19 protein-coding genes are annotated in these 20,813 nt (G+C 71.6%); 16 read left to right on the top strand and 3 right to left on the bottom strand.

The genetic code is table 11. From position 1 onward, the window contains the following. Positions 1-7 precede the first annotated feature (7 nt). A complete protein-coding gene (locus HZF07_RS23790) occupies positions 8-1,243 on the bottom strand; it encodes an HNH endonuclease signature motif containing protein (protein ID WP_181644994.1) in 1,236 nt (411 codons plus the stop codon). Positions 1,244-1,485: 242 nt separating this feature from the next. Here HZF07_RS23790 and HZF07_RS09640 point away from each other — a divergent pair, with 242 nt between their 5' ends. From HZF07_RS09640 to HZF07_RS09590, 12 genes are all read left to right on the top strand, one after another. Beyond that, positions 1,486-3,132 (top strand): methylmalonyl-CoA mutase family protein, encoded by a 1,647-nt coding sequence (locus HZF07_RS09640; protein WP_157341226.1) that lies wholly within the window; start codon positions 1,486-1,488, stop codon positions 3,130-3,132. After that, complete coding sequence (gene scpA / locus HZF07_RS09635; RefSeq protein ID WP_309504681.1) at positions 3,129-5,231, top strand: methylmalonyl-CoA mutase; 2,103 nt, start codon at positions 3,129-3,131, stop codon at positions 5,229-5,231. The genes HZF07_RS09640 and scpA overlap by 4 nt, the downstream gene beginning before the upstream one ends. Continuing rightward, positions 5,231-6,205, top strand: coding sequence for a methylmalonyl Co-A mutase-associated GTPase MeaB (gene meaB, locus HZF07_RS09630; protein ID WP_157341224.1), 975 nt, complete (start codon positions 5,231-5,233; stop codon positions 6,203-6,205). Before scpA ends, meaB begins: the two co-directional genes overlap by 1 nt. A gap of 96 nt (positions 6,206-6,301) precedes the next feature. Next, entirely contained in the window at positions 6,302-7,408 is a 1,107-nt protein-coding gene (locus HZF07_RS09625; protein ID WP_157341222.1) for a ScyD/ScyE family protein, read from the top strand. Positions 7,409-7,451: 43 nt separating this feature from the next. Next, positions 7,452-8,630 carry an amidohydrolase gene (locus tag HZF07_RS09620; RefSeq protein WP_157341220.1) on the top strand — a complete coding sequence of 393 codons (1,179 nt, stop codon included), beginning with the start codon at positions 7,452-7,454 and terminating at the stop codon, positions 8,628-8,630. A 158-nt stretch (positions 8,631-8,788) separates the two neighbouring features. Next, positions 8,789-9,865, top strand: a complete 1,077-nt coding sequence (locus HZF07_RS09615) for a BMP family lipoprotein (protein WP_157341218.1) — start codon at positions 8,789-8,791, stop codon at positions 9,863-9,865. Positions 9,866-9,988: 123 nt separating this feature from the next. Next, positions 9,989-11,539, top strand: a complete 1,551-nt coding sequence (locus tag HZF07_RS09610) for an ABC transporter ATP-binding protein (RefSeq protein ID WP_309504680.1) — start codon at positions 9,989-9,991, stop codon at positions 11,537-11,539. Further along, the gene (locus HZF07_RS09605) at positions 11,536-12,639 is read left to right on the top strand and encodes an ABC transporter permease (RefSeq protein WP_309504679.1); all 1,104 of its coding nucleotides are present in this window, start codon (positions 11,536-11,538) and stop codon (positions 12,637-12,639) included. The genes HZF07_RS09610 and HZF07_RS09605 overlap by 4 nt, the downstream gene beginning before the upstream one ends. Beyond that, positions 12,636-13,904, top strand: a complete 1,269-nt coding sequence (locus HZF07_RS23490; protein WP_157341216.1) for an ABC transporter permease — start codon at positions 12,636-12,638, stop codon at positions 13,902-13,904. The genes HZF07_RS09605 and HZF07_RS23490 overlap by 4 nt, the downstream gene beginning before the upstream one ends. After that, a complete protein-coding gene (locus HZF07_RS24690; RefSeq protein ID WP_332836221.1) occupies positions 13,904-14,284 on the top strand; it encodes a cytidine deaminase in 381 nt (126 codons plus the stop codon). The genes HZF07_RS23490 and HZF07_RS24690 overlap by 1 nt, the downstream gene beginning before the upstream one ends. Beyond that, a complete protein-coding gene (locus HZF07_RS09595; RefSeq protein ID WP_157341214.1) occupies positions 14,256-15,431 on the top strand; it encodes a cytochrome P450 in 1,176 nt (391 codons plus the stop codon). Before HZF07_RS24690 ends, HZF07_RS09595 begins: the two co-directional genes overlap by 29 nt. Further along, the gene (locus HZF07_RS09590; RefSeq protein WP_157341212.1) at positions 15,424-16,713 is read left to right on the top strand and encodes a thymidine phosphorylase; all 1,290 of its coding nucleotides are present in this window, start codon (positions 15,424-15,426) and stop codon (positions 16,711-16,713) included. Before HZF07_RS09595 ends, HZF07_RS09590 begins: the two co-directional genes overlap by 8 nt. On the opposite strand, the gene HZF07_RS09585 is transcribed toward HZF07_RS09590, so the two are convergent. After that, on the bottom strand, positions 16,710-17,162 hold the full coding sequence (locus HZF07_RS09585) for a MaoC family dehydratase (RefSeq protein WP_157341210.1): 453 nt from the start codon (positions 17,160-17,162) through the stop codon (positions 16,710-16,712). The two genes, HZF07_RS09590 and HZF07_RS09585, sit on opposite strands and share 4 nt — an antisense overlap. Before the next feature lie 37 nt (positions 17,163-17,199). Here HZF07_RS09585 and HZF07_RS09580 point away from each other — a divergent pair, with 37 nt between their 5' ends. Genes HZF07_RS09580 through HZF07_RS09565 form a run of 4 tightly spaced genes read left to right on the top strand, consistent with a single transcriptional unit; the run spans position 17,200 to position 20,394 of the window. Next, entirely contained in the window at positions 17,200-18,294 is a 1,095-nt protein-coding gene (locus HZF07_RS09580; RefSeq protein WP_157341208.1) for an adenosine deaminase, read from the top strand. Next, positions 18,291-18,767 carry a DUF3592 domain-containing protein gene (locus HZF07_RS09575; protein ID WP_157341206.1) on the top strand — a complete coding sequence of 159 codons (477 nt, stop codon included), beginning with the start codon at positions 18,291-18,293 and terminating at the stop codon, positions 18,765-18,767. The genes HZF07_RS09580 and HZF07_RS09575 overlap by 4 nt, the downstream gene beginning before the upstream one ends. Continuing rightward, positions 18,767-19,957, top strand: coding sequence for a cation:proton antiporter (locus HZF07_RS09570; protein ID WP_157341204.1), 1,191 nt, complete (start codon positions 18,767-18,769; stop codon positions 19,955-19,957). The genes HZF07_RS09575 and HZF07_RS09570 overlap by 1 nt, the downstream gene beginning before the upstream one ends. Positions 19,958-20,010: 53 nt before the next feature. Further along, positions 20,011-20,394 carry an SHOCT domain-containing protein gene (locus tag HZF07_RS09565; protein ID WP_309504678.1) on the top strand — a complete coding sequence of 128 codons (384 nt, stop codon included), beginning with the start codon at positions 20,011-20,013 and terminating at the stop codon, positions 20,392-20,394. On the opposite strand, the gene HZF07_RS09560 is transcribed toward HZF07_RS09565, so the two are convergent. After that, on the bottom strand, positions 20,387-20,806 hold the full coding sequence (locus HZF07_RS09560) for a hypothetical protein (protein WP_157341202.1): 420 nt from the start codon (positions 20,804-20,806) through the stop codon (positions 20,387-20,389). The genes HZF07_RS09565 and HZF07_RS09560 overlap by 8 nt on opposite strands. Positions 20,807-20,813 lie beyond the last annotated feature (7 nt).

Below are 20,813 nucleotides of genomic sequence, written 5' to 3'. Positions count from 1 at the left end.
GTGCTGGTCAGCGGGTTCGTCGTCTGGTGAGGGTGCGGTCGACGTCGTAGACGTCGCCCGACGGGCTGGTCCACTCGAAGCGGGTGCGGGTGAGGCGTCGGTAGGTCCAGTGACCGTGGGTCTTCATCCGATGATGCAGGCGACACAGGGGCGCCAAGTTCCAGGAGGTCGTCAGGCCGCCGGCGTCGAAGGGTTCGATGTGGTCGAGGTCGCAGCCGCGGGCGGACCTGGCGCAGTGGGCGAACACGCAGGTGGGGTTGGTCAGGACCGCCTGCTCGCGCTGCGTGGCGGTGGGCGTGTAGGCGTTGGTGGTCAGATCGGTGTCCAGGTCGAGGACCGGGCGGATGGTCACGCGGGTGGCGAGGTGGCGGCACCAGTCGGTGAGCTGCTCGAGGGTGGTGTGGCCGAGCTTCTCGACGTCGACGATGCCGTGGCCCTCGGCCGGGGTGTGGTGGGTGTAGATCACCACCTCCGCCACACCGGCACTCTCACTCCCGCCGGCGGCGAGGTGGCCGAGCGCGAGGGCGCGGCGCTGGTCCAGGCTCAGGTCGGGGTGCTCGGCCAGCAGGTGATGGGAGCCGGCCTGGAGGGCCTGCTCGAGGGCGAGGGCGACCGGGTAGTCCAGCAGCCCGTCGACGGGCACGCGGCCGTGGTTGAGGTGCGCGTCCGCGAGGCGGATCTGGACGTACTCGGTGGCGGCGGTGTCGAGGCGGTCGAGCTCGGCCTTCTCGTCCTCGGTCTGTGCGCACGCGGTCTCGACGGCGCGTTCGATCTGCGCGAACGAGCACTGCTCCAGGACCGGGGCGAGGTGCCGGTCGACGTAGGCGGCGCCGGGCAGCGGGAGGCGGTGGGTCTGCTCGGTGAGCCGGCGGACCTTCCATACCGGCACCTCACCGGCCATCACCCGCGCCCAGGTCCGGGGCAGCCGGTGGCGGCACTCCAGCGCGGCACCGATCAGGTCCCGGCCGGCACGGGTGGAGACCCCGATGGCGGCGGCGAACTCCGCGACCGCGAACTCGCTCATCCCCGGCGCGCCCTCACCGGCGAGGGTGACCGGCTGGTCGCCGTACATCTCCACCACGCCCGTGTCGGTGACCACCGGGTCGGTGACCGGAGCCGGGTGCCTCGCCGCCCAGGTCGCGGCCAGCTCGAACTTCCGCGCCGCCGCCATCACTTCGGCCTGCGCGGCGTCGCGGGCAGCCGCCAGCACCGGATCGGTGAGGGTCGCGGTGCGTCGGGCCATACCACATTCTACATCTATTCGATCATATGTTCTAGTCCATGGATGGCCCTTTTTCTTAGAACCCATCGGAAGGCCAGCAAGCAGACGCCGGCCCGCGCCCGCCTCGTCCCGTAGCTGCCTGTCGGTCCGCGCCCCAGACCGCCCGCAGGCCGATGCCAGTCGCCGACGGTCGACCCACGACCCCGAGCGGAAAACATCACACTCAGTAGCAGTAGGGGAGGCGCACTCCTATCGTTCGCACCATGACTGTCGAGGGTGGGCTGGCAGAGCCCGAGGAGCTCGAGCCTGCTCAGGGCTCGCTCGACCTGGCGGACCCGTCGGACGCCTGGACGGTGGCCGACTGGGAGGCCCAGGCCGCCGCGGTGCTGCGCAAGAGCAAGCGCCTGAGGGAAGACGACCCCGACAGCCAGGTGTGGCAGAAGCTGACCCGGAAGACCCTCGACGGGATCGAGGTCACCCCGCTGGGGACGAAGGCCGACCTCGACGGCCTGGAGACCAGCGGCCGCCCGGCCCGGCAGGGCGCCTGGGACATCCGCGCGCAGATCGACGCGACGGACGCGAGGCTCGCCAACGAGGAGGCGCTCGTCGACCTCACCGGCGGCGTCACCAGCCTCTGGCTCACGGGGGCGACCGACTACGAGCAGGTCCTGAAGGACGTGCTGCTGGACCTGGCGCCGGTGGTGCTGGAGCGCGGCGACGCCGACGCGTTCCTGGAGTACGCCGAGGGCCGCGCGCTGCACCCCGACACCAACCTCGGCATCCCGGCGGCCGACGCCACCGTCGAGGTGGCGCACCGGGCCCAGGCTGCGGGCGTCCGCGCCTTCGTGGTCGACGCCAGCGCGATCCACGACCGCGGCGCCTCCGACGTCCAGGAGCTCGCGTGGTCGGTGGCAGCGGGCACCTCCTACCTGCGCCACCTGACGGAGCAGGGTCTGGGTGTCGACGAGGCGGCCGCGCTGGTGGAGTTCCGCTACGCCGCCACCGACGAGCAGTTCGCCACGATCGCCAAGCTGCGTGCGGCCCGCCGGCTCTGGGCCCGCGTCCTCGAGCTGAGCGGCGGCAGTGGCGAGATGCGGCAGCACGCCGTCACCAGCCGGCCGATGATGAGCAAGTACGACCCCTGGGTGAACATGCTCCGCACCACGATCGCGGCCTTCGCCGCGGGCGTCGGGGGAGCGGACAGCGTGACCGTGCTGCCCTTCGACGGACCGCTCGGCCGCCCGGACGCTTTCGGCCGCCGGGTCGCCCGCAACACCAACCACCTGCTGATCGACGAGTCGCACGTCGCGCGGGTGGCCGACCCGGCGGGCGGTGCGTACGCCGTCGAGAAGCTCACCGACGACCTCGCCCGCGCCGCGTGGGAGCTCTTCGGCCGCCTCGACGACGGCGCCGACCTCGACGCCGAGATCTCGGCGACGGTCGAGGAGCGCGAGCGCCAGATCGCCACCCGCAAGCGGCCGATCACCGGCCTCACCGAGTTCCCCGACCTCGGCGAGACCCTGCCCGTCCGTGAGGGCGACGGCGACCCGGTGCGCCGTTACGGCGCGAGCTTCGAGGCGCTGCGCGACGAGCCCGTCGCCCAGCCCGTGCACCTGGCCACGCTCGGCACGGTCGCCCAGCACACCGCGCGCGCGACGTTCGCGACCAACCTCCTCGCGGCCGGCGGCATCAGCGTCGCTACGGAGGCCGGCGACCACCGGGTCGTGTGCATCGCCGGCACCGACGCGGCCTACGACGAGCAGGGCGCCGAGGCTGCGGCGAAGGCCCGCCGTGACGGCGCCGAGTGGGTCATCGTCGCCGGCCAGCCGCGCGACTGGGCCGACGACTCCTGCGCCCTGGGCGTCGACGCGCTGGACTTCCTGACCCGCACGAGGGAGAAGCTGTCGTGACCGTCCCGAAGAGCTTCAGCGGCGAGCCGTGGATGTCCCCCGAGGGCATCGAGATCAAGCCGACCTACGGTCCCGAGGACCTCGCGGGCCTCGACGCGCTCGACACGCTGCCGGGCCTGAGCCCGTTCCTGCGCGGGCCCTACCCGACGATGTACACGACCCAGCCGTGGACGATCCGGCAGTACGCCGGCTTCTCGACCGCCGAGGAGTCCAACGCCTTCTACCGCCGCAACCTGGCCGCCGGCCAGAAGGGGCTGAGCGTCGCGTTCGACCTGGCCACCCACCGCGGCTACGACTCCGACCACCCGCGGGTGCGCGGTGACGTCGGCATGGCCGGCGTGGCGATCGACTCGATCTACGACGCGCGCACGCTGTTCGACGGCATCCCGCTGGACCAGATGTCGGTGTCGATGACGATGAACGGCGCGGTGCTGCCGGTCATGGCCCTCTACATCGCAGCGGCCGAGGAGCAGGGGGTGAAGCCGGAGCAGCTCGCGGGGACCATCCAGAACGACATCCTCAAGGAGTTCATGGTCCGCAACACCTACATCTACCCGCCGGCCCCGAGCATGCGGATCATCAGCGACATCTTCCAGTTCACCGCCGAGCGGATGCCGCGCTTCAACTCGATCTCGATCTCCGGCTACCACATCCAGGAGGCCGGGGCGACGGCCGACCTGGAGCTCGCGTACACGCTGGCCGACGGCGTCGAGTACATCCGCGCCGGCCTCGACGCGGGCCTCGACATCGACCAGTTCGCGCCGCGGCTCTCCTTCTTCTGGGCGATCGGCATGAACTTCTTCATGGAGATCGCGAAGATGCGCGCGGCCCGGGCGCTGTGGTCGCGGCTGGTGCGCCAGTTCGACCCGCAGAACCCGAAGTCGCTCAGCCTGCGGACCCACTCGCAGACCTCCGGCTGGTCGCTGACCGCTCAGGACGTCTTCAACAACGTCGGCCGCACCGCGATCGAGGCGATGGCCGCGACGCAGGGCCACACGCAGAGCCTGCACACCAACGCCCTCGACGAGGCGATCGCACTGCCCACCGACTTCTCGGCGCGGATCGCCCGCAACACCCAGCTCCTGCTCCAGCAGGAGAGCGGCACCACCGGGACGATCGACCCGTGGGCCGGCAGCTACTACGTCGAGCGCCTCACCCACGACCTCGCCGAGCGCGCGTGGGCGCACATCCTCGAGGCCGAGCGCGCGGGCGGCATGGCGGCCGCGATCGAGCAGGGCATCCCGAAGATGCGCATCGAGGAGGCCGCCGCCCGCACCCAGGCCCGGATCGACTCCGGCGCCCAGAAGGTCATCGGCGTCAACACCTTCCGCCTCGCCGCGGAGGACAAGCTCGACGTGCTCAAGGTCGACAACGACGACGTCTACCGCCAGCAGCTCGCGAAGCTCGAGCGGCTCCGCGCCGAGCGCCACGACGACGACGTACGCCGGACGCTCGAGGCGCTCACCAACGCCGCCGAGTCGAGCAGCGGCAACCTCCTCGAGCTCGCGGTCGACGCCGCCCGCGCGAAGGCCACCGTCGGCGAGATCTCCGCGGCGCTCGAGAAGGTCTACGGCCGGCACCAGGCCGTGATCCGTACGATCAGCGGCGTGTACCGCGACGAGTCCAGCGCCGGCGAGGGCGGCACGCTCGTCCAGCAGGTGCTCGACGCGACCGCCGAGTTCGAGGAGGCCGAGGGCCGCCGGCCCCGCATCCTCGTCGCGAAGATGGGCCAGGACGGTCACGACCGCGGCCAGAAGGTCGTGGTGACCGCCTTCGCCGACATGGGCTTCGACGTCGACGTGGGGCCGCTCTTCTCCACGCCCGAGGAGGTCGCCCAGCAGGCCGTCGACGCCGACGTGCACATCGTCGGCGTCTCGTCGCTGGCGGCCGGCCACCTGACCCTGCTGCCCGCGCTCAAGCAGGCGCTCGCCGACCAGGGCCGGCCAGACATCATGGTCGTCATCGGCGGCGTGATCCCGCCCGACGACGTGCCGACGCTGCGGGAGATGGGCGCCGACGCGGTGTTCCTGCCCGGCACGGTCATCGCCGAGTCCGCGCTCGACCTCCTGGCCCGGCTGCGGGAGCAGCTCGACCACTGATGCCCGACGTCGACGCCCTCCTCGAGGGCATCCGCGCCGGTCGGCGGGCTGCCGTCTCGCAGGCGATCACGCTCGTCGAGTCCACCAGCCGCCGGCACCGGGACCAGGCGCGCGAGCTCCTGACCGAGCTCGCGGCGGACCCGCCGAAGGAGGTGGTCCGGGTCGGCATCTCCGGCGTGCCCGGCGTCGGCAAGTCGACGTTCATCGAGGCGCTCGGCAGCCGGCTCACCGGCACCGGCCACCGGGTCGGCGTGCTCGCGGTCGACCCGTCGAGCATGCGCACCGGGGGCTCGGTGCTCGGCGACAAGACCCGGATGGCGCGGCTCGCCAACGACCCGCAGGCGTTCGTGCGGCCCTCGCCGAGCGCGGGCACGCTGGGCGGGGTCGCCCGCGCGACCGTGCAGGCCATGGCGGTCCTCGAGGCCGCGGCGTACGACGTCGTGCTGGTCGAGACCGTCGGCGTCGGCCAGTCCGAGGTGACCGTCGCGGGCATGGTCGACACCTTCCTCTTCCTCACCCTCGCGCGCACCGGCGACCAGCTGCAGGGCATCAAGAAGGGCATCCTGGAGCTCGCCGACGTCATCGCGGTCAACAAGGCCGACGGCGACCGGCAGCAGGAGGCCCGGGTCGCCGCGCGCGACCTGGCCGGCGCGCTGCGGCTGGTGCGGGGCCACGCGGAGTGGGCGCCTCCGGTCGTCACCTGCTCGGCACTCGAGGACACCGGCGTCGACGACGTCTGGCACCGGGTCGGCGAGCACCGCGCGCACCTGGGTGCCGACGGGATCGCCGCCAAGCGGGCGGAGCAGCAACTGGAGTTCACCTGGGCGCTGGTGCGCGACGAGCTCGACCAGCGGCTGCGCCACTCCGCCGGGGTCAGGCGGGTGCGCGACGAGGTCCGCGAGGCCGTGCTCACCGGCGAGCTGCCGGCGCCGCTCGCGGCCGATCGCATACTGGCGGCGTACGACGAGGAGTGATCGTCCCCGAGTCGTTTCTCCCCCCATTGGGGCATTGCGCCGGCACTCGGGATGTGGCCAGGGTGGGCGTCTGACCAAACGCACCAGGGAGGGACCATGCGCAGAACCCGGATCGTCGCAGCCGCGTCGAGCCTCGCCCTAGCCGCGTCGGCGGCCGCGATCATGCCCGCCGGCCAGGCGGCCGCGCCGGAGCCGAAGACGCTCGCGAAGGGCCTGACGTCGCCACTCACGGCCGCGATCGACGACGACGGCACGGCGTACGTCACCCAGAACTTCACCGGCAAGCTGACCCGCATCCGGAAGGGCAAGAAGCCCAAGGTCGTCTACGCGACCAAGGGCGGCAACGAGGTCGGCGGCGTCTCCGTCTTCCACGGCAAGCTCGTCTTCACCGAGACCGCCAGCGACGCCGAGGGCAACCCGTCGAAGTCGTGGGTGAAGTGGATCGCGCCGTCGGGCAAGGTCAAGACGCTCGCGAACATCCGCGCGTTCGAGAACAAGAAGAACCCGGACAAGAAGGTCACCTACGGCGTCCGCGGGATCAGCGACGCGTGCGCCGCCCAGTGGCCCACCGCGGACCTCGGCCCGGCGAGCTACCAGGGCATCCCGGACTCGCACCCCTACGCGACGCTGCAGGTCGACGAGGGCACAGTTTTCGTCGCCGACGCGGGCATGAACGCCGTCCTCGCGATCTCGCCGAAGGGCAAGATCCGGACCGTCGCGGTGCTGCCGCCGGCGGCCGTGCCGATCCCGCCCAACGCGACCGAGATGGGCGTTCCCCAGTGCGCGGTCGGCCTGACGTACTACAGCGAGTCGGTGCCGACCGACCTGGCGCTGGGCTCGGACAAGAGGCTGTACGTCACGACCGAGGGCGGCGGCCTCGGCGAGCAGTTCCCGCTGGGCGCGATCCACAAGGTCAACATCAAGACCGGCAAGACCAAGCAGGTCGTCGGCGGGCTCTTCGGACCGGTCGGCATCGCGATCGCCGGCAACGACGACATGTACGTCTCGCAGCTGTTCGGCGGCAAGATCTCGCGGATCAAGCACGGGACGACCAAGGTCAAGACCTACGCCAAGGCGAACCTGCCGGCGGCGGTCGAGTGGACCGCCGACGGGCTCTACGCGACCGTCGACGTGCTGGTGGGGCCGAGCCCGGACACGCCGACCGCGAAGCCGGGCGGGAAGCTCATCCGCTTCGGTAGCTGAACGGGGCCGCACGGGCTCGGCCCGGTGAACTAACCTCGTCGTGATGTCCTCTGCTGACCTGATCGACGATGTCGTCACCGCGGCCGAGCCCGAGCTGGTCGCGCTTCGGCGCGACCTGCACGCCCACCCCGAGCTGTCCTGGCGCGAGCTGCGCACCACCGCGCTGGTCTCCGCCCGGGTGCAGCAGGCCGGCTGGCGGGTCACCGAGCTGCCCCGCACCGGCCTGATCGCCGAGATCGGGGACGCCGGGCCGGTGGTCGCGCTGCGCGCCGACCTCGACGCGCTGCCGGTGCCCGACCTGACCGACGACCCGTGGTCGTCCACGGTCGAGGGCGTCACCCATGCCTGCGGGCACGACGTGCACACCAGCGCGCTCGTCGGCGCCGCGATCGCGCTCGGCAGGGTCCACGAGCAGGGTCTGCTGCAGGGCCGGGTCCGGCTGCTCTTCCAGCCCGCCGAGGAGGTCATGCCGGGCGGGGCGCTGTCGCTCATCGAGCTCGGCGCGCTCGAGGGCGTCGACCGGCTCTTCGGGCTGCACTGCGACCCGACCCTCGACGTGGGCCGGGTGGGTCTGCGCGAGGGTCCGATCACCGGCGCCGCCGACCACCTCGACGTCACGCTCACCGGGTCCGGCGGGCACACGTCACGGCCGCACCTGACCGAGGACCTCACCTACGCCCTCGCCAAGGTCGTCACCGAGCTCCCCGCGATCCTCTCGCGACGGCTCGACCCCCGCGCCGGCGTGAGCGTGGTCTGGGGCCTGGTCCGCGCCGGCTCCGCGCACAACGTGATCCCCGCGACCGGCCGCATCGGCGGCACGGTCCGGATGCTCGACGCCATCGCCTGGTCGGAGGCCGAGAAGCTGGTGCCGGTCCTCGTGGAGCAGGTCGTGGCGCCGTACGGCGTGCACGCCCAGGTCGACTACCAGCGCGGCGTGCCGCCGGTCGTCAACGACGCCGCCTCGATCTCGCTGCTCACCGACGCCGTCGAGAGCGTCCTCGGCAAGGCCGGCCACGTCTCGACCCAGCAGAGCCTCGGCGGGGAGGACTTCGGCTGGTACCTCGACCGGGTGCCGGGCGCCATGGGTCGCCTCGGGACGCGGACGCCGGGAGGCCCGACGTACGACCTCCACCAGGGCAACCTGCGGGTCGACGACCGGGCCGTGGGGGTCGGCGCCCGGGTGCTGGCACAGGTCGCGGTGGCGTGCCACGGCGTTCTTTGACGAAATTGGGGCCCTCCCGCTGGAGAATCCCCCGTCCACCCCGCATCGACTCGATAACAACTTGGTGATGTGGGGCCTCCCGCCGCACGGAGGCCCTAGGGTCGGCCTTGATTTCCTGCGCCCGCTCACGGGCGTCCCAGCACACCGAAGGAGGCGTCTTGCGGCGCACCACGAAGTTTGCTGCAGTCCTGGCGGCCGGCATCCTGGCCCTCACGGCATGCGGCAGTGACGACAGCAACGAGCCGGAGTCCGGCGGCGACGACACGAGCTCGGCCGCCCCCACCTCCGACATCAAGGTCGGCATGGCCTACGACGTCGGCGGTCGCGGCGACCAGTCCTTCAACGACTCCGCCGCCGCCGGTCTCGACCAGGCGAAGGAGGAGGGCCTCGTCTCCGACGAGACCCAGGAGTCCGAGGCCGAGGACGGCGAGGCCGAGAGCGCCCGCGAGGAGCGCCTGCGCACCTTCGCCGACGCCGGCTACGACCCGATCATCGCCGTGGGCTTCGCCTACGCCTCCTCGGTGGGCAAGGTCTCCGAGGAGTACCCGGACGTCCACTTCGCGATCATCGACGACCAGAGCCTCGCGGACTCCGCGAACGTCGCCAGCCTGGTGTTCGCCGAGGAGCAGGGCTCGTTCCTGGTCGGCGCGGCCGCCGCGCTGAAGAGCAAGACGGGCCACATCGGCTTCGTCGGTGGCGTCGAGGTGCCGCTGATCGGCAAGTTCCAGGCCGGTTACGAGGCGGGCGCCAAGGCCGTCAACCCCGACATCAAGATCGACGTCACCTACCTCACGCAGCCGCCGGACTTCTCCGGCTTCGGTGACCCGGCCAAGGGCAAGACCGCCGCGCAGGGCATGTTCGACGGCGGCGCGGACGTCGTCTACCACGCTGCCGGTGGTTCCGGTGGTGGCGTCTTCGAGGCGGCCTCCGAGGCCGGCGAGGGCAACTGGGCGATCGGTGTCGACTCCGACCAGTACAACACCGCCGACCCGTCGGTGAAGGACGTCATCCTGACCTCGATGCTCAAGAACGTGAACGTCGCGGTCTACAACTACCTCAAGGAGGTCTCCAGCGGGACCTTCCCGACCGGTGTCAACACCTACGACCTCTCGGTCGACGGTGTCGGCTACTCCACCAGCGGTGGCTTCGTCGACGACATCACCGACCAGCTGGACGACTACAAGCAGCAGATCATCGACGGCAAGATCACGGTTCCGACCGAGCCCGCCAAGTGATCGACAGCTGAACACGCAGCACCTGGCAACGGGTCCGCGGGGCGCAAGCCCCGCGGGCCCGTTCCGTCTCACCAGCCCGAACCGGTAGCGTCACGCCCGAGCGTGACGAGGAGGTCATCGATCGTGTCTACCGCACCCGCGACCGCGGAGCCCGCTGCGTCGTCGTCGGATCTCGCAGTCCGACTGCGGGGCATCGGCAAGAGGTTTCCCGGCGTCATCGCCAACGACGACATCAACATCGACGTGCGCCGGGGCACGATCCACGCGATCGTCGGTGAGAACGGCGCCGGCAAGTCGACGCTGATGAAGATCCTGTACGGCGTCCAGGCCCCGGACTCGGGCACCATCGAGGTCAACGGCAGCGAGGTCAACCTGCACTCGCCGTCCGACGCGATCAAGGTCGGCGTCGGCATGGTGTTCCAGCACTTCATGCTGGCCGACAACCTCACCGTGCTCGAGAACGTCGTCCTCGGCGCGGAGGGCCTGCACGGCATCGGCGGCAAGGCGCGCGCGGAGATCCAGCGGATCTCCGACGCCTACGGCCTCGGGATCCAGCCCGACCGCCTGGTCGAGGAGCTCGGCGTCGGCGCCCGGCAGCGCGTCGAGATCCTCAAGGTCCTCTACCGCGGGGCGCGGATCATCATCCTCGACGAGCCGACTGCCGTCCTGGTGCCCCAGGAGGTCGACGAGCTGTTCGGCAACCTGCGCGAGCTCAAGGCCGAGGGCCTCAGCGTCATCTTCATCTCGCACAAGCTCGACGAGGTGCTCTCCGTCGCCGACGAGATCACCGTCATCCGCCGGGGCACGACCGTGCGGACCGTGACGGACACCGCTGGCGTGACCGCCCGTCAGCTCGCCGAGCTGATGGTGGGCTCCGAGCTGCCCTCCCCGAGCACCGAGGCGTCCACCGTGACCGACCAGGTGCTGCTGCGGGTGCGCGACCTGTCGCTGCCCAGCGACGACGGGCGACCGCTGCTCGACTCGATCTCCTTCGAGATCCACCGGGGCGAGGTGCTGGGCATCGCCGGCGTCGAGGGCAACGGGCAGGCCGAGCTCGTCGAGTCGATCATGGGCATGCGGCCGACCGCCAGGGGTCTCGTCGAGGTCGACGGCGTCGACTTCTCCGCACGCACCACGCGCGAGCGCCGCGAGGACGGCATCGGCTACATCCCCGAGGACCGGCACCGCCACGGGCTGCTCCTGGACTCCCCGCTCTGGGAGAACCGGATGCTCGGCCACCAGTCGCGACCGCCGAGCGTCAAGCACGGCCTCATCGACAAGGGCGCGGCGCGCGCCGACACCCAGCGCATCATCGAGGAGTACGACGTCCGCACGCCGGGGCCCGACGTCCTCGCCCGCGCCCTGTCGGGCGGCAACCAGCAGAAGCTGATCGTGGGCCGCGAGATGAGCAGCGACCCGACCCTGCTCATCGCCGCGCACCCGACCCGCGGCGTCGACGTCGGCGCCCAGGCGGCGATCTGGCAGCACATCAAGGACGCGCGACGCCGGGGTCTGGCGGTGCTGCTGATCTCCGCCGACCTCGACGAGCTGATCGGCCTGTCGGACCGGATCGAGGTGATCCTGCGCGGATCCTTCGTCGGCACGTTCGATCCGGACGACGTGACACCTGAGCGGCTCGGCTCCGCCATGACCGGAGCGGGGGAAGGCAAGTGACCAGGGCACGTCTGACGAGGATGGGGCTCGGCCTGGCCTCAGCGGCGCTCGCGCTGCTGGCGGCGTTCGCCATCACCAGCCTGGTGCTGCTCGCCGCGGGCGACCCCGTGGGCGACGTGTGGGCCCAGCTCCTCAAGTGGCCCGAGCAGCGCAACTGGGCGAACATCATCAACAACGCCTGCACGCTCTACCTCTCCGCACTGGCGGTCGCGGTGGGCTTCCGGATGAACCTCTTCAACATCGGCGTCGACGGCCAGTACCGCGTCGCCGCCTTCACCGCCGCGGTCGTCGCCGGTGAGGCGTGGCTGCCGGGCTACCTCAACACGGCGTTCGCGATCATCTGCGCGATGGCCGTCGGTGCGGTCTGGGCCGGCATCGCCGGCGTGCTCCGGGCCAGCCGAGGCGTCAGCGAGGTCATCTCGACGATCATGCTGAACTTCATCGCCACCTACCTCGTCGCCTACCTCCTGCGCGAGGCGGCCGTGAAGGAGGAGGGCAGCAACCAGATCGCGACCAAGGAGATCCCCGAGGGCAGCTGGATCCCCGGCATCCCCTTCGGTGACTTCGAGATCTACGGCTTCGTGGTCATCGCGATCCTCTGCGGCGTCGCCTTCTGGTTCGTGCTCAACCGGACCCGGTTCGGCTTCGACCTCCGCGCCACCGGCCAGTCGTCGACCGCCGCGATCGCCAGCGGCATCAACGTGAAGCGGATGACGCTCGGCGCGATGATGATCTCCGGCGCCGTCGCCGGACTGGTCGGCCTGCCGATCATCTTCGGCGAGTCCCACTCCTACGGCTCCACCTTCCAGTCGGGGCTCGGCTTCGCCGGCATCGCGGTCGCGCTCCTGGGCCGCAACCACCCGGTCGGCATCGCCCTCGGCGCGCTCCTCTTCGCCTACCTCGACGAGCAGTCCAACCCGCTCCAGATCCTGGTCGGCGTATCGCCGCAGATCGTCGCGATCACGCAGGGCGTGATCGTCCTGACCGTCGTCATCTCCTACGAGCTCGTCCGCCGCTACGGTCTGCGGCTCGAGCAGCGGGAGGTGGCCCGTGCCTTGAACGCCGAGCGCACCGCCAAGGCCGAGGAGGTGTCCGCATGAGCATCCCCGCCACCACCACGGGCGTCGCGGAGCGCCCGCCCGCCCCCCAGGTCCGACGGACGCTGCCGCGCTGGTGGCCCGTCGCCGCGCTGTTCGCCATCCTGCTCGCGCTGTCGGTCCTCGAGGCCGTCACCGGCGCCGACGACCTGCTGTCGCGGGGCACGGTCGCCGCGACCCTGGTCGCCATCGTCCCGATCATGCTCGCCGGCCTCGGCGGCCTGTGGTCGGAGCGCGCGGGCGTCGTCAACATCGGCCTCGAGGGCATGATGATCCTGGGCACCTGGGGTGCCGGCTACTTCGGCTACCACTACGGCGCCTGGGCCGGCGTCGCCGGCGCGATCCTGATGGGTGCGGTCGGCGGCCTCGTGCACGCGATCGCGACCGTCATCTTCGGCGTCGACCACATCATCTCGGGCGTCGCGATCAACATCATCGCGCTCGGCGCGGTGCAGTACCTCGCGTCGCTGACGTTCGTCGGGCTGCCGGGCGGCGGTCAGACGCAGTCGCCGAAGATCCCCGACGTCCCGAGCATCACGATCGAGCCACTCGGCGACGCCCTGGGCAAGGTCGCGGAGAAGGACATCTTCTTCCTCTCCGAGCTCGCCGCCGTGTTCCAGGCCATGGTCACGAACCTGTCGGTGCTCGTCGTGATCGCGATGCTGCTGCTCGTCCTGACCTGGTGGGTGCTGTGGCGCACGCCGTTCGGCCTGCGCCTGCGGTCCTGCGGTGAGAGCCCCGCGGCAGCCGAGTCGCTGGGCGTGGCCGTGCTGCGCTACAAGTTCGTCGCCGTCCTGATCTCCGGCGGTCTCGCCGGTCTCGCCGGCGGGTTCCTGGCGATGGTCGCGTCGAGCAACTACCGCGACGGCCAGACCGGCGGCCGCGGCTACATCGGTCTCGCGGCGATGATCTTCGGCAACTGGCGGCCCGGCGGCCTGCTGGCCGGCTCCAGCCTCTTCGGCTACACCGAGACGCTGGGCCTGCGGCAGGGCGGCGACTCCGTCCACGCCCTCCTGCTCGGTCTCGCGGTCCTCGCCCTCGCGGCGGCGTTCTGGCAGGTCCGCCAGCAGCAGCACCGCACCGCCGTGCTGACCGGCGTCGTCGCGATCGTCCTGGGCGTGCTCTACTTCGCGCTCGACGAGGTCCCGAGCGACTTCGTCAACATGACGCCGTACGTCGCGACCCTGCTGGTGCTGGCCTTCGCCTCGCAACGACTGCGAATGCCGGCCGCCGACGGGCAGATCTATCGCAAGGGCAGCGCAGGCTAGTGGACTGGGATGCGCTGAAGGCCGCCGCCGAGGAGGCGGTGACCCACGCGTACGCGCCGTACTCGCACTTCTCGGTCGGCGCCGCCGCTCTCGTCGACGACGGGCGCGTGGTGACGGGCTGCAACGTCGAGAACGCGGCGTACGGCGTCGCGCTCTGCGCCGAGTGCGGGCTGGTCAGCCAGCTCCACATCACCGGCGGGGGACGGCTGACCCACTTCGTGTGCGTCAACGGCGACCGCGAGGTGATCATGCCGTGCGGCCGCTGCCGCCAGCTGCTCTACGAGAACGGCGGTCCGAACCTCCTGTGCTGGACCGTCTCGGGGATCAAGAGGATGGACGAGGTGCTGCCCGATGCGTTCGGTCCCGACGACCTCGCTTGACCTGACCGACCCGGCGGTCGTCGCCGACCCCTACCCGCACTTCGCACGGGAGCGGGAGCTGCACGCGGACACCGGCGGCGTCGCGTGGCACGAGCCGTCGGGGATGTACCTCACGTTCAGCCACGCCAGCGTCGGCCAGGTCCAGCGCGACCGCCGGCTGGGCCGGCTGTGGCGGGACAAGGAGCCGCTCGACCACCTCGAGCCGTTCAACCTCCTGCACCGCAACCAGATGATGGAGAACGAGCCGCCGGAGCACACCCGGCTGCGCCGCCCGGTCGCCTCCGCGTTCGCCCGCGGCCACGTCGAGCGGCTGCGCCCGCGGGTGCGCGAGCTCGCCGCGTCCCTGCTCGAGGACGTCGACCCCGACGGCTTCGACGTCATCGAGGGGTACGCCGAGCCGCTGCCCGTCCTGGTGATCGCCGACCTCCTCGGCGTACCCCGCTCCTACGCGCACGAGCTGCGCGACTGGTCGCAGGCGATCGTGCGGATGTACGAGGTCGCGCCGTCGCAGCAGACCGTCGACGACGCGGTGCGCGCGGCGACGGACTTCGCGGCGCTGGCGCGCGAGCTGGCCGCCGAGCGCCGAGCGACCCCGGCCGACGACCTGATCACCGACCTGGTCGCCACCGAGCTCTCCGACGACGAGGTCGTCGCCGCCGTGGTGCTGCTGCTCAACGCCGGTCACGAGGCGTCGGTCAACGTCTTCGGCAACGGCCTGGTGTCGATGCTGCAACGGGGGCTGCGCCCGGGCGAGGACGTCGCCGCGACCGTCGAGGAGATGCTCCGGTTCGACTCCGCGCTCCAGCTCTTCGAGCGCACCGCCACGGAGGACGTGCCGGTCGGCGGCGTGGTCGTCGAGGAGGGTCAGAAGATCGCCGCCCTGCTCGGTGCGGCCAACCGCGACCCGGCGGTCTTCGAGTCGCCCGACGAGTTCCGGGTCGACCGCACCCCCAACCCGCACCTCGCCTTCGGCGTCGGGGTGCACTTCTGCCTGGGCGCGCCGCTGGCTCGCATGGAGCTCGGCGAGTCGCTGCCCGCGCTGTTCGAGACCTTCCCCGACCTCTCCCTGGCCGCCGAGCCGGAGAGCAGGGGGACCTTCGTGCTGCGGGGCTACCGCAGCGTGCCCGTGAGAGGAACCCATGTCTGACGCCCACGACGCCGTCGAGGTGATCTCGGCCAAGCGCGACAAGCACGAGCTCAGTGACAGCCAGATCGACTGGGTCATCGACGCCTACACGCGCGGTGCCGTCGCCGACGAGCAGATGTCGTCGCTGGCGATGGCGATCCTGCTCAACGGCATGAACCGTCGCGAGGTCGCCCGCTGGACCAACGCGATGATCGCGTCGGGGGAGCGGATGGACTTCTCGACGCTCTCGCGCCCGACCGCCGACAAGCACTCGACCGGTGGGGTCGGCGACAAGATCACCCTGCCGCTCGCGCCGCTCGTCGCGGCGTGCGGCGTCGCCGTGCCGCAGCTCTCGGGTCGCGGCCTCGGCCACACCGGAGGCACGCTCGACAAGCTCGAGTCGATCCCGGGCTGGCGGGCGCTGCTGTCCAACGAGGAGATGTTCGCCCAGCTCGAGTCGGTCGCCGCCGTCATCTGCGCGGCGGGGGACGGCCTGGCGCCGGCCGACAAGAAGCTCTACGCGCTGCGCGACGTGACCGGCACCGTCGAGGCGATCCCGCTGATCGCGTCGTCGATCATGTCGAAGAAGATCGCCGAGGGCACCGGCGCGCTGGTGCTCGACGTGAAGGTCGGCACCGGGGCGTTCATGAAGCACCTCGACGCGGCCCGCGAGCTCGCGGAGACCATGGTCGCGCTCGGCCAGGACGCCGGCGTGCACACCGTCGCGCTGCTCACCGACATGTCGACCCCGCTCGGGCTGACGGCGGGCAACGCGATCGAGGTCCAGGAGTCGGTCGACGTGCTCGCCGGCGGGGGTCCGGCCGACGTGGTCGAGCTGACGCTCGCGCTGGCCCGCGAGATGCTCGCCGGCGCCGGCCGCGGCGACGTCGACCCCGCCGACAAGCTCGCCGACGGATCGGCGATGGACGTCTGGAAGCAGATGATCCGGGCCCAGGGCGGCGACCCCGACGCCGCGCTCCCGGTCGCCCGCGAGTCGCACGTCGTGACCGCGCCGTCGTCCGGTGTGCTGACCCGGCTCGACGCGATGGCGGTCGGCCTGGCGGCCTGGCGGCTCGGCGCCGGCCGGGCGCGCAAGGAGGACCCGGTGCAGGCCGGGGCCGGCGTCGTGTGGCACGCCCGCCCGGGCGACACGGTCACCGAGGGCGCGCCGCTCCTCACGCTGCTCACCGACGACGAGCACCGCTTCCAGCGGGCGCTGGACTCGCTGGCGGGCGGCTACGACATCGAGCCGGCCGGCACCTCCTTCGAGGCCGGTCCGATCCTCATCGACCGGGTCGGCTAGGGAAGCAGCAGCACCACGGTCTCGGCGACGCACGCGGGCTTGTCGACGCCCTCGATCTCGATCGTGTAGCGGATCGTGGCCTGCTTGCCGCTGGGCAGGTCGGCGACGTCGGCGAGCGCGACGTGCGCCCGGATCCGCTTGCCGACGAGCACCGGGTGCGGGAAGCGGACCTTGTTGGTGCCGTAGTTGAGCTTGGCGCCCGGGGTCTCGAACCGGACGACCTGGCTGCCGAGGAAGGGCACCAGCGAGAGCGTCAGGTAGCCGTGGGCGATGGTGCCGCCGAACGGCCCCGAGGCGGCCCTCTCGACGTCGACGTGGATCCACTGGTGATCGCCGGTCGCCTCGGCGAACCGGTCGACCCGGTCCTGCTCGATGCTCAGCCACTCGGACGTGCCGAGCTCATCACCGCTGGCGGCGGACACCTCGTCGAGAGTCGTGAAGACGCGCATGACCCGAACCTAGCGACCCATCTGGAAGGATCGCGACATGACCCCGACCCTCGACCAGGTGCGACGGGCCCCGAAGGTGCTCCTGCACGACCACCTCGACGGCGGACTGCGGCCCCAGACGATCCTCGAGCTCGCCGCCGACAGCGGGCACCGGCTGCCCGACCTCGGAGCGGAGCCGACCGCCGAGTCGCTCGGCCGATGGTTCGCGGAGGCCGCCGACTCCGGCTCACTGGTGCGCTACCTCGAGACCTTCGACCACACGGTCGGCGTGATGCAGACCGGCCCGGCGCTCACCCGCGTGGCCCGGGAGTGCGTGGAGGACCTCGCCGCCGACGGCGTCGTGTACGCCGAGATCCGCTACGCCCCCGAGCAGCACGTCGAGAGCGGGCTGACCCTGGAGGAGGTCGTGGCTGCGGTCCAGGAGGGCTTCGACGAGGGTGTCGCTGCGTTGGGCGGCCGGATCGTGGTCCGTCAGCTGCTGACCGCGATGCGGCACCAGGCCCGCTCGATGGAGATCGCCGAGCTCGCCGTCGCGTGGCGCGACCGGGGCGTTGCCGGCTTCGACATCGCGGGTGCCGAGGCCGGCTACCCGCCCACCCGGCACCTCGACGCCTTCGAGTACCTCCAGCGCGAGAACTTCCACTTCACCATCCACGCCGGCGAGGCGTTCGGGCTGCCCTCGATCTGGCAGGCGATCCAGTGGTGCGGTGCCGACCGGCTGGGCCACGGCGTCCGCATCATCGACGACGTCACCGTCCACGACGACGGCTCGGTCGAGCTCGGCCGGCTGGCGGCGTACGTGCGCGACAAGCGGATCCCTCTGGAGATGTGCCCCTGGTCCAACGTGCAGACCGGCGCCGCCGCATCGATCGCCGACCACCCGATCGGGCTGCTGAAGAAGCTGCGCTTCCGGGTCACCCTCAACACGGACAACCGGCTGATGAGCAAGACCTCGATGACCCACGAGATGTGGTCGCTGGTCGAGGCGTTCGGCTACGGGCTCGACGACCTGCGCTGGTTCACGATCAACGGGATGAAGTCGTCGTTCCTGCCGTTCGACCAGCGGCTCGCGATCATCGACGACGTGATCAAGCCGGCGTACGCCGCGCTGCTGACCGAGGCCGGCGGGTGAAGATCCACTACGTCCCCACGGTCCTGCTGCTCGGCTCGGCAGTGCTGCTCCTCGTGGTGGGCGCGTTGCTCTTCCTCAAGGGTCGGTCGACGCGGCGCAGCGCGGAGAAGTTCCGCGGCCGGGCGGTGCCGACCCGGGCGACGGTCGTCGCCATCGAGGCCAAGGACCTCAGCCTGCGGGGGGAGCCCGACACGCGCTACTTCCCGCGGGTCCGCTTCACCCCCGACAGGGGTGGCGAGGCCGTCGAGGCGCAGACGCTGACCGACGTGCCCGGGCCGCCGCCGCGGGTGGGCGACGAGCTGGAGGTCGCCTACGACCCCGAGCGCCCCGAGCGGGTCGACGTCGCCGCCACGGCCGGCTCCGCCGAGGGCGCTGGCCGCACCTGGTTCGTGCTGGGCAGCCTGGTGGCGGTCGTCGCGCTCGGCGTCGCCGGGGCCTGGCTGGTCCTGGTGCTGGTCGTCTGGACGTCGTGATGCCAGGCCCCGCGGAGTCGATCTTCTGGATCACGCTCTGCGCGGTGATCGCCCCGCTCATCGCCGGCCTGGTGCTGCGCGGCCGGGTGTCAGAGGTCGTGCTGCTGCTGGCGCTCGGCGTCCTGATCGGGCCGAACGTCCTCGACCTCGCGGTGGCCGGCGAGGGCGTGACGATGCTGCGCGAGCTCGGGCTCGGGCTGCTCTTCCTGCTCGCCGGCTACGAGATCGAGGTCGACGAGCTGGTCGGGGCCGGCGGACGGCGTGCGGCGCTGACCTGGCTCGGCTGCTTCGGCGCCGCGCTCGGGCTGGTCTTCCTGGTCGGGCTCACCGAGGCCGTGCACGCCGAGGTGGCCGTCGCGATCGCGCTCACCTCGACCGCGCTCGGCGCGCTGCTGCCGATCCTCAAGGACGCCGGGCTGCTCGGCACCCGGTTCGGCCGCACGCTCATGAACCACGGCGCGTACGGCGAGCTCGGGCCGGTCGTGGCGATGGCGGTGCTGATGGGCACCCGAGGGGTCGTCGACTCGCTGCTCGTCCTCGCGGGCTTCTTCGTGATCGCGGTGCTGCTGCACCGCTTCTCGAACGGGCTCGGACACCGCGGTGCCCTGCTGCGCGAGGTCCGCCGGGGCGCGGAGACCTCCCGGCAGATCCAGGTGCGGTTGGTGGTGCTGCTCCTGGTCACCCTGATCACGGTCGCCGAGCTCTTCGAGCTCGACGTCGTGCTCGGCGCGTTCGCGGCGGGGTTCGTGCTGCGCGGACTCCTGCCCGAAGGCCACGAGGCGCTGGAGCACAAGCTCGAGGGGTTGGCCTTCGGACTCTTGATCCCGATCTTCTTCGTCACCTCGGGCATGGCGATCGACCCGGAGGCGGTCGCGGAGGAGCCGATCGCGCTGGTGACGTTCGTGGCCCTGATCCTGCTGGTGCGTGGTGGCGGCGTGCTGCTCGCCACCCGCCGCGACTTCCCCCCGCACGAGAGCGCGGCGCTGGCGCTCTTCGCGGCGACCGGCCTGCCGATCATCGTCGCGGTCACGACCGTGGCCGTGCACGCCGAGCACATGTCGGCGACCAACGCCTCCGTGCTGGTCGCGGGCGGCGCGGTGACCGTGCTCATCTGCCCGTTGCTGGGCGAGCGCCTGGTCCGTCCCTCTCACCCGGAACAGGTGACCCAGCGCGAGGCGCCCCGCGGCTAGCCTCGCGACGACACCGGCGCCCGCACGGAGCCGGATCGCGAGAGAGGAACGCTGTGGACAGCTTCTGGGACTTCTTCTGGTTCACCATCTCCTTCTTCCTGCTCATGGCCTACCTGGTCGTGCTGTTCCAGATCCTCACCGACCTGTTCCGCGACAAGGACGTGAGCGGGTGGATCAAGGCGGTCTGGGTCCTGTTCCTGATCCTCCTCCCCTTGCTGACCTCGCTGGTCTACCTGATCGCGCGCGGCCAGGGCATGGCCGAGCGCCACCTCGCGGCGATGCAGTCCGCCCAGGCGCAGACCGACGCCTACATCCGCGAGGTGTCGGCCGGAACAGCCTCCCCAGCCGACGAGATCGCGCGCGCCAAGGGACTGCTCGACTCCGGCGCGATCACGCAGGAGGAGTTCGCGGCCCTCAAGGCCAAGGCCCTCAGCTGACCCGCTTCGGCGCCGGCAGGATCGCCCACCAGGTGTGCTTCCAGCCGGACGTGCCGATCGGCGCGAGCACCCCGCGCGCGGGGTCGTAGGCCACCGGCTCCCCGTCACGCTCGTCCAGCACGAGGACGACGTGGCGGGGCAGCCACCGGCTGCCGAGGTAGACCGGCACGGGCCGGGGGAGGGCGTCGAGCACCTCCGCGGTGCGGTAGCGCCGCACCCGGCGCCCGCCCAGCTTCCGGGCGATCGCCCAGGGGGTCGTGCCCAGAGCACGGGGCCAGACGCGGTTGAGCCGGCGGTGCATCGCCAGCACCCGGGCGTCGAAGTCCGGCCACGGACCCGGCAGGCCCTCGGCCACCACCACGCAGGACGGACCGCAGGTCCGCGAATCGGGCTGCCGGGGCCAGGTGGTCATCGTCCCA

Source organism: Nocardioides agri (genome assembly GCF_013778305.1).
Taxonomy (GTDB): domain Bacteria; phylum Actinomycetota; class Actinomycetes; order Propionibacteriales; family Nocardioidaceae; genus Nocardioides; species Nocardioides agri.
This window is presented reverse-complemented; position numbering and strand designations above follow the sequence as displayed.

Bases quoted from the DNA above. Each gene is read 5' to 3' on its own strand.
- HZF07_RS23790 (WP_181644994.1), bottom strand. From the start codon at position 1,243: ATGGCCCGACGCACCGCGACCCTCACCGATCCGGTGCTGGCGGCTGCC.
- HZF07_RS09640 (WP_157341226.1), top strand. From the start codon at position 1,486: ATGACTGTCGAGGGTGGGCTGGCAGAGCCCGAGGAGCTCGAGCCTGCT.
- meaB (WP_157341224.1), top strand. From the start codon at position 5,231: ATGCCCGACGTCGACGCCCTCCTCGAGGGCATCCGCGCCGGTCGGCGG.
- HZF07_RS09625 (WP_157341222.1), top strand. From the start codon at position 6,302: ATGCGCAGAACCCGGATCGTCGCAGCCGCGTCGAGCCTCGCCCTAGCC.
- HZF07_RS09620 (WP_157341220.1), top strand. From the start codon at position 7,452: ATGTCCTCTGCTGACCTGATCGACGATGTCGTCACCGCGGCCGAGCCC.
- HZF07_RS23490 (WP_157341216.1), top strand. From the start codon at position 12,636: ATGAGCATCCCCGCCACCACCACGGGCGTCGCGGAGCGCCCGCCCGCC.
- HZF07_RS09595 (WP_157341214.1), top strand. From the start codon at position 14,256: ATGCGTTCGGTCCCGACGACCTCGCTTGACCTGACCGACCCGGCGGTC.
- HZF07_RS09590 (WP_157341212.1), top strand. From the start codon at position 15,424: ATGTCTGACGCCCACGACGCCGTCGAGGTGATCTCGGCCAAGCGCGAC.
- HZF07_RS09585 (WP_157341210.1), bottom strand. From the start codon at position 17,162: ATGCGCGTCTTCACGACTCTCGACGAGGTGTCCGCCGCCAGCGGTGAT.
- HZF07_RS09580 (WP_157341208.1), top strand. From the start codon at position 17,200: ATGACCCCGACCCTCGACCAGGTGCGACGGGCCCCGAAGGTGCTCCTG.
- HZF07_RS09570 (WP_157341204.1), top strand. From the start codon at position 18,767: ATGCCAGGCCCCGCGGAGTCGATCTTCTGGATCACGCTCTGCGCGGTG.
- HZF07_RS09560 (WP_157341202.1), bottom strand. From the start codon at position 20,806: ATGACCACCTGGCCCCGGCAGCCCGATTCGCGGACCTGCGGTCCGTCC.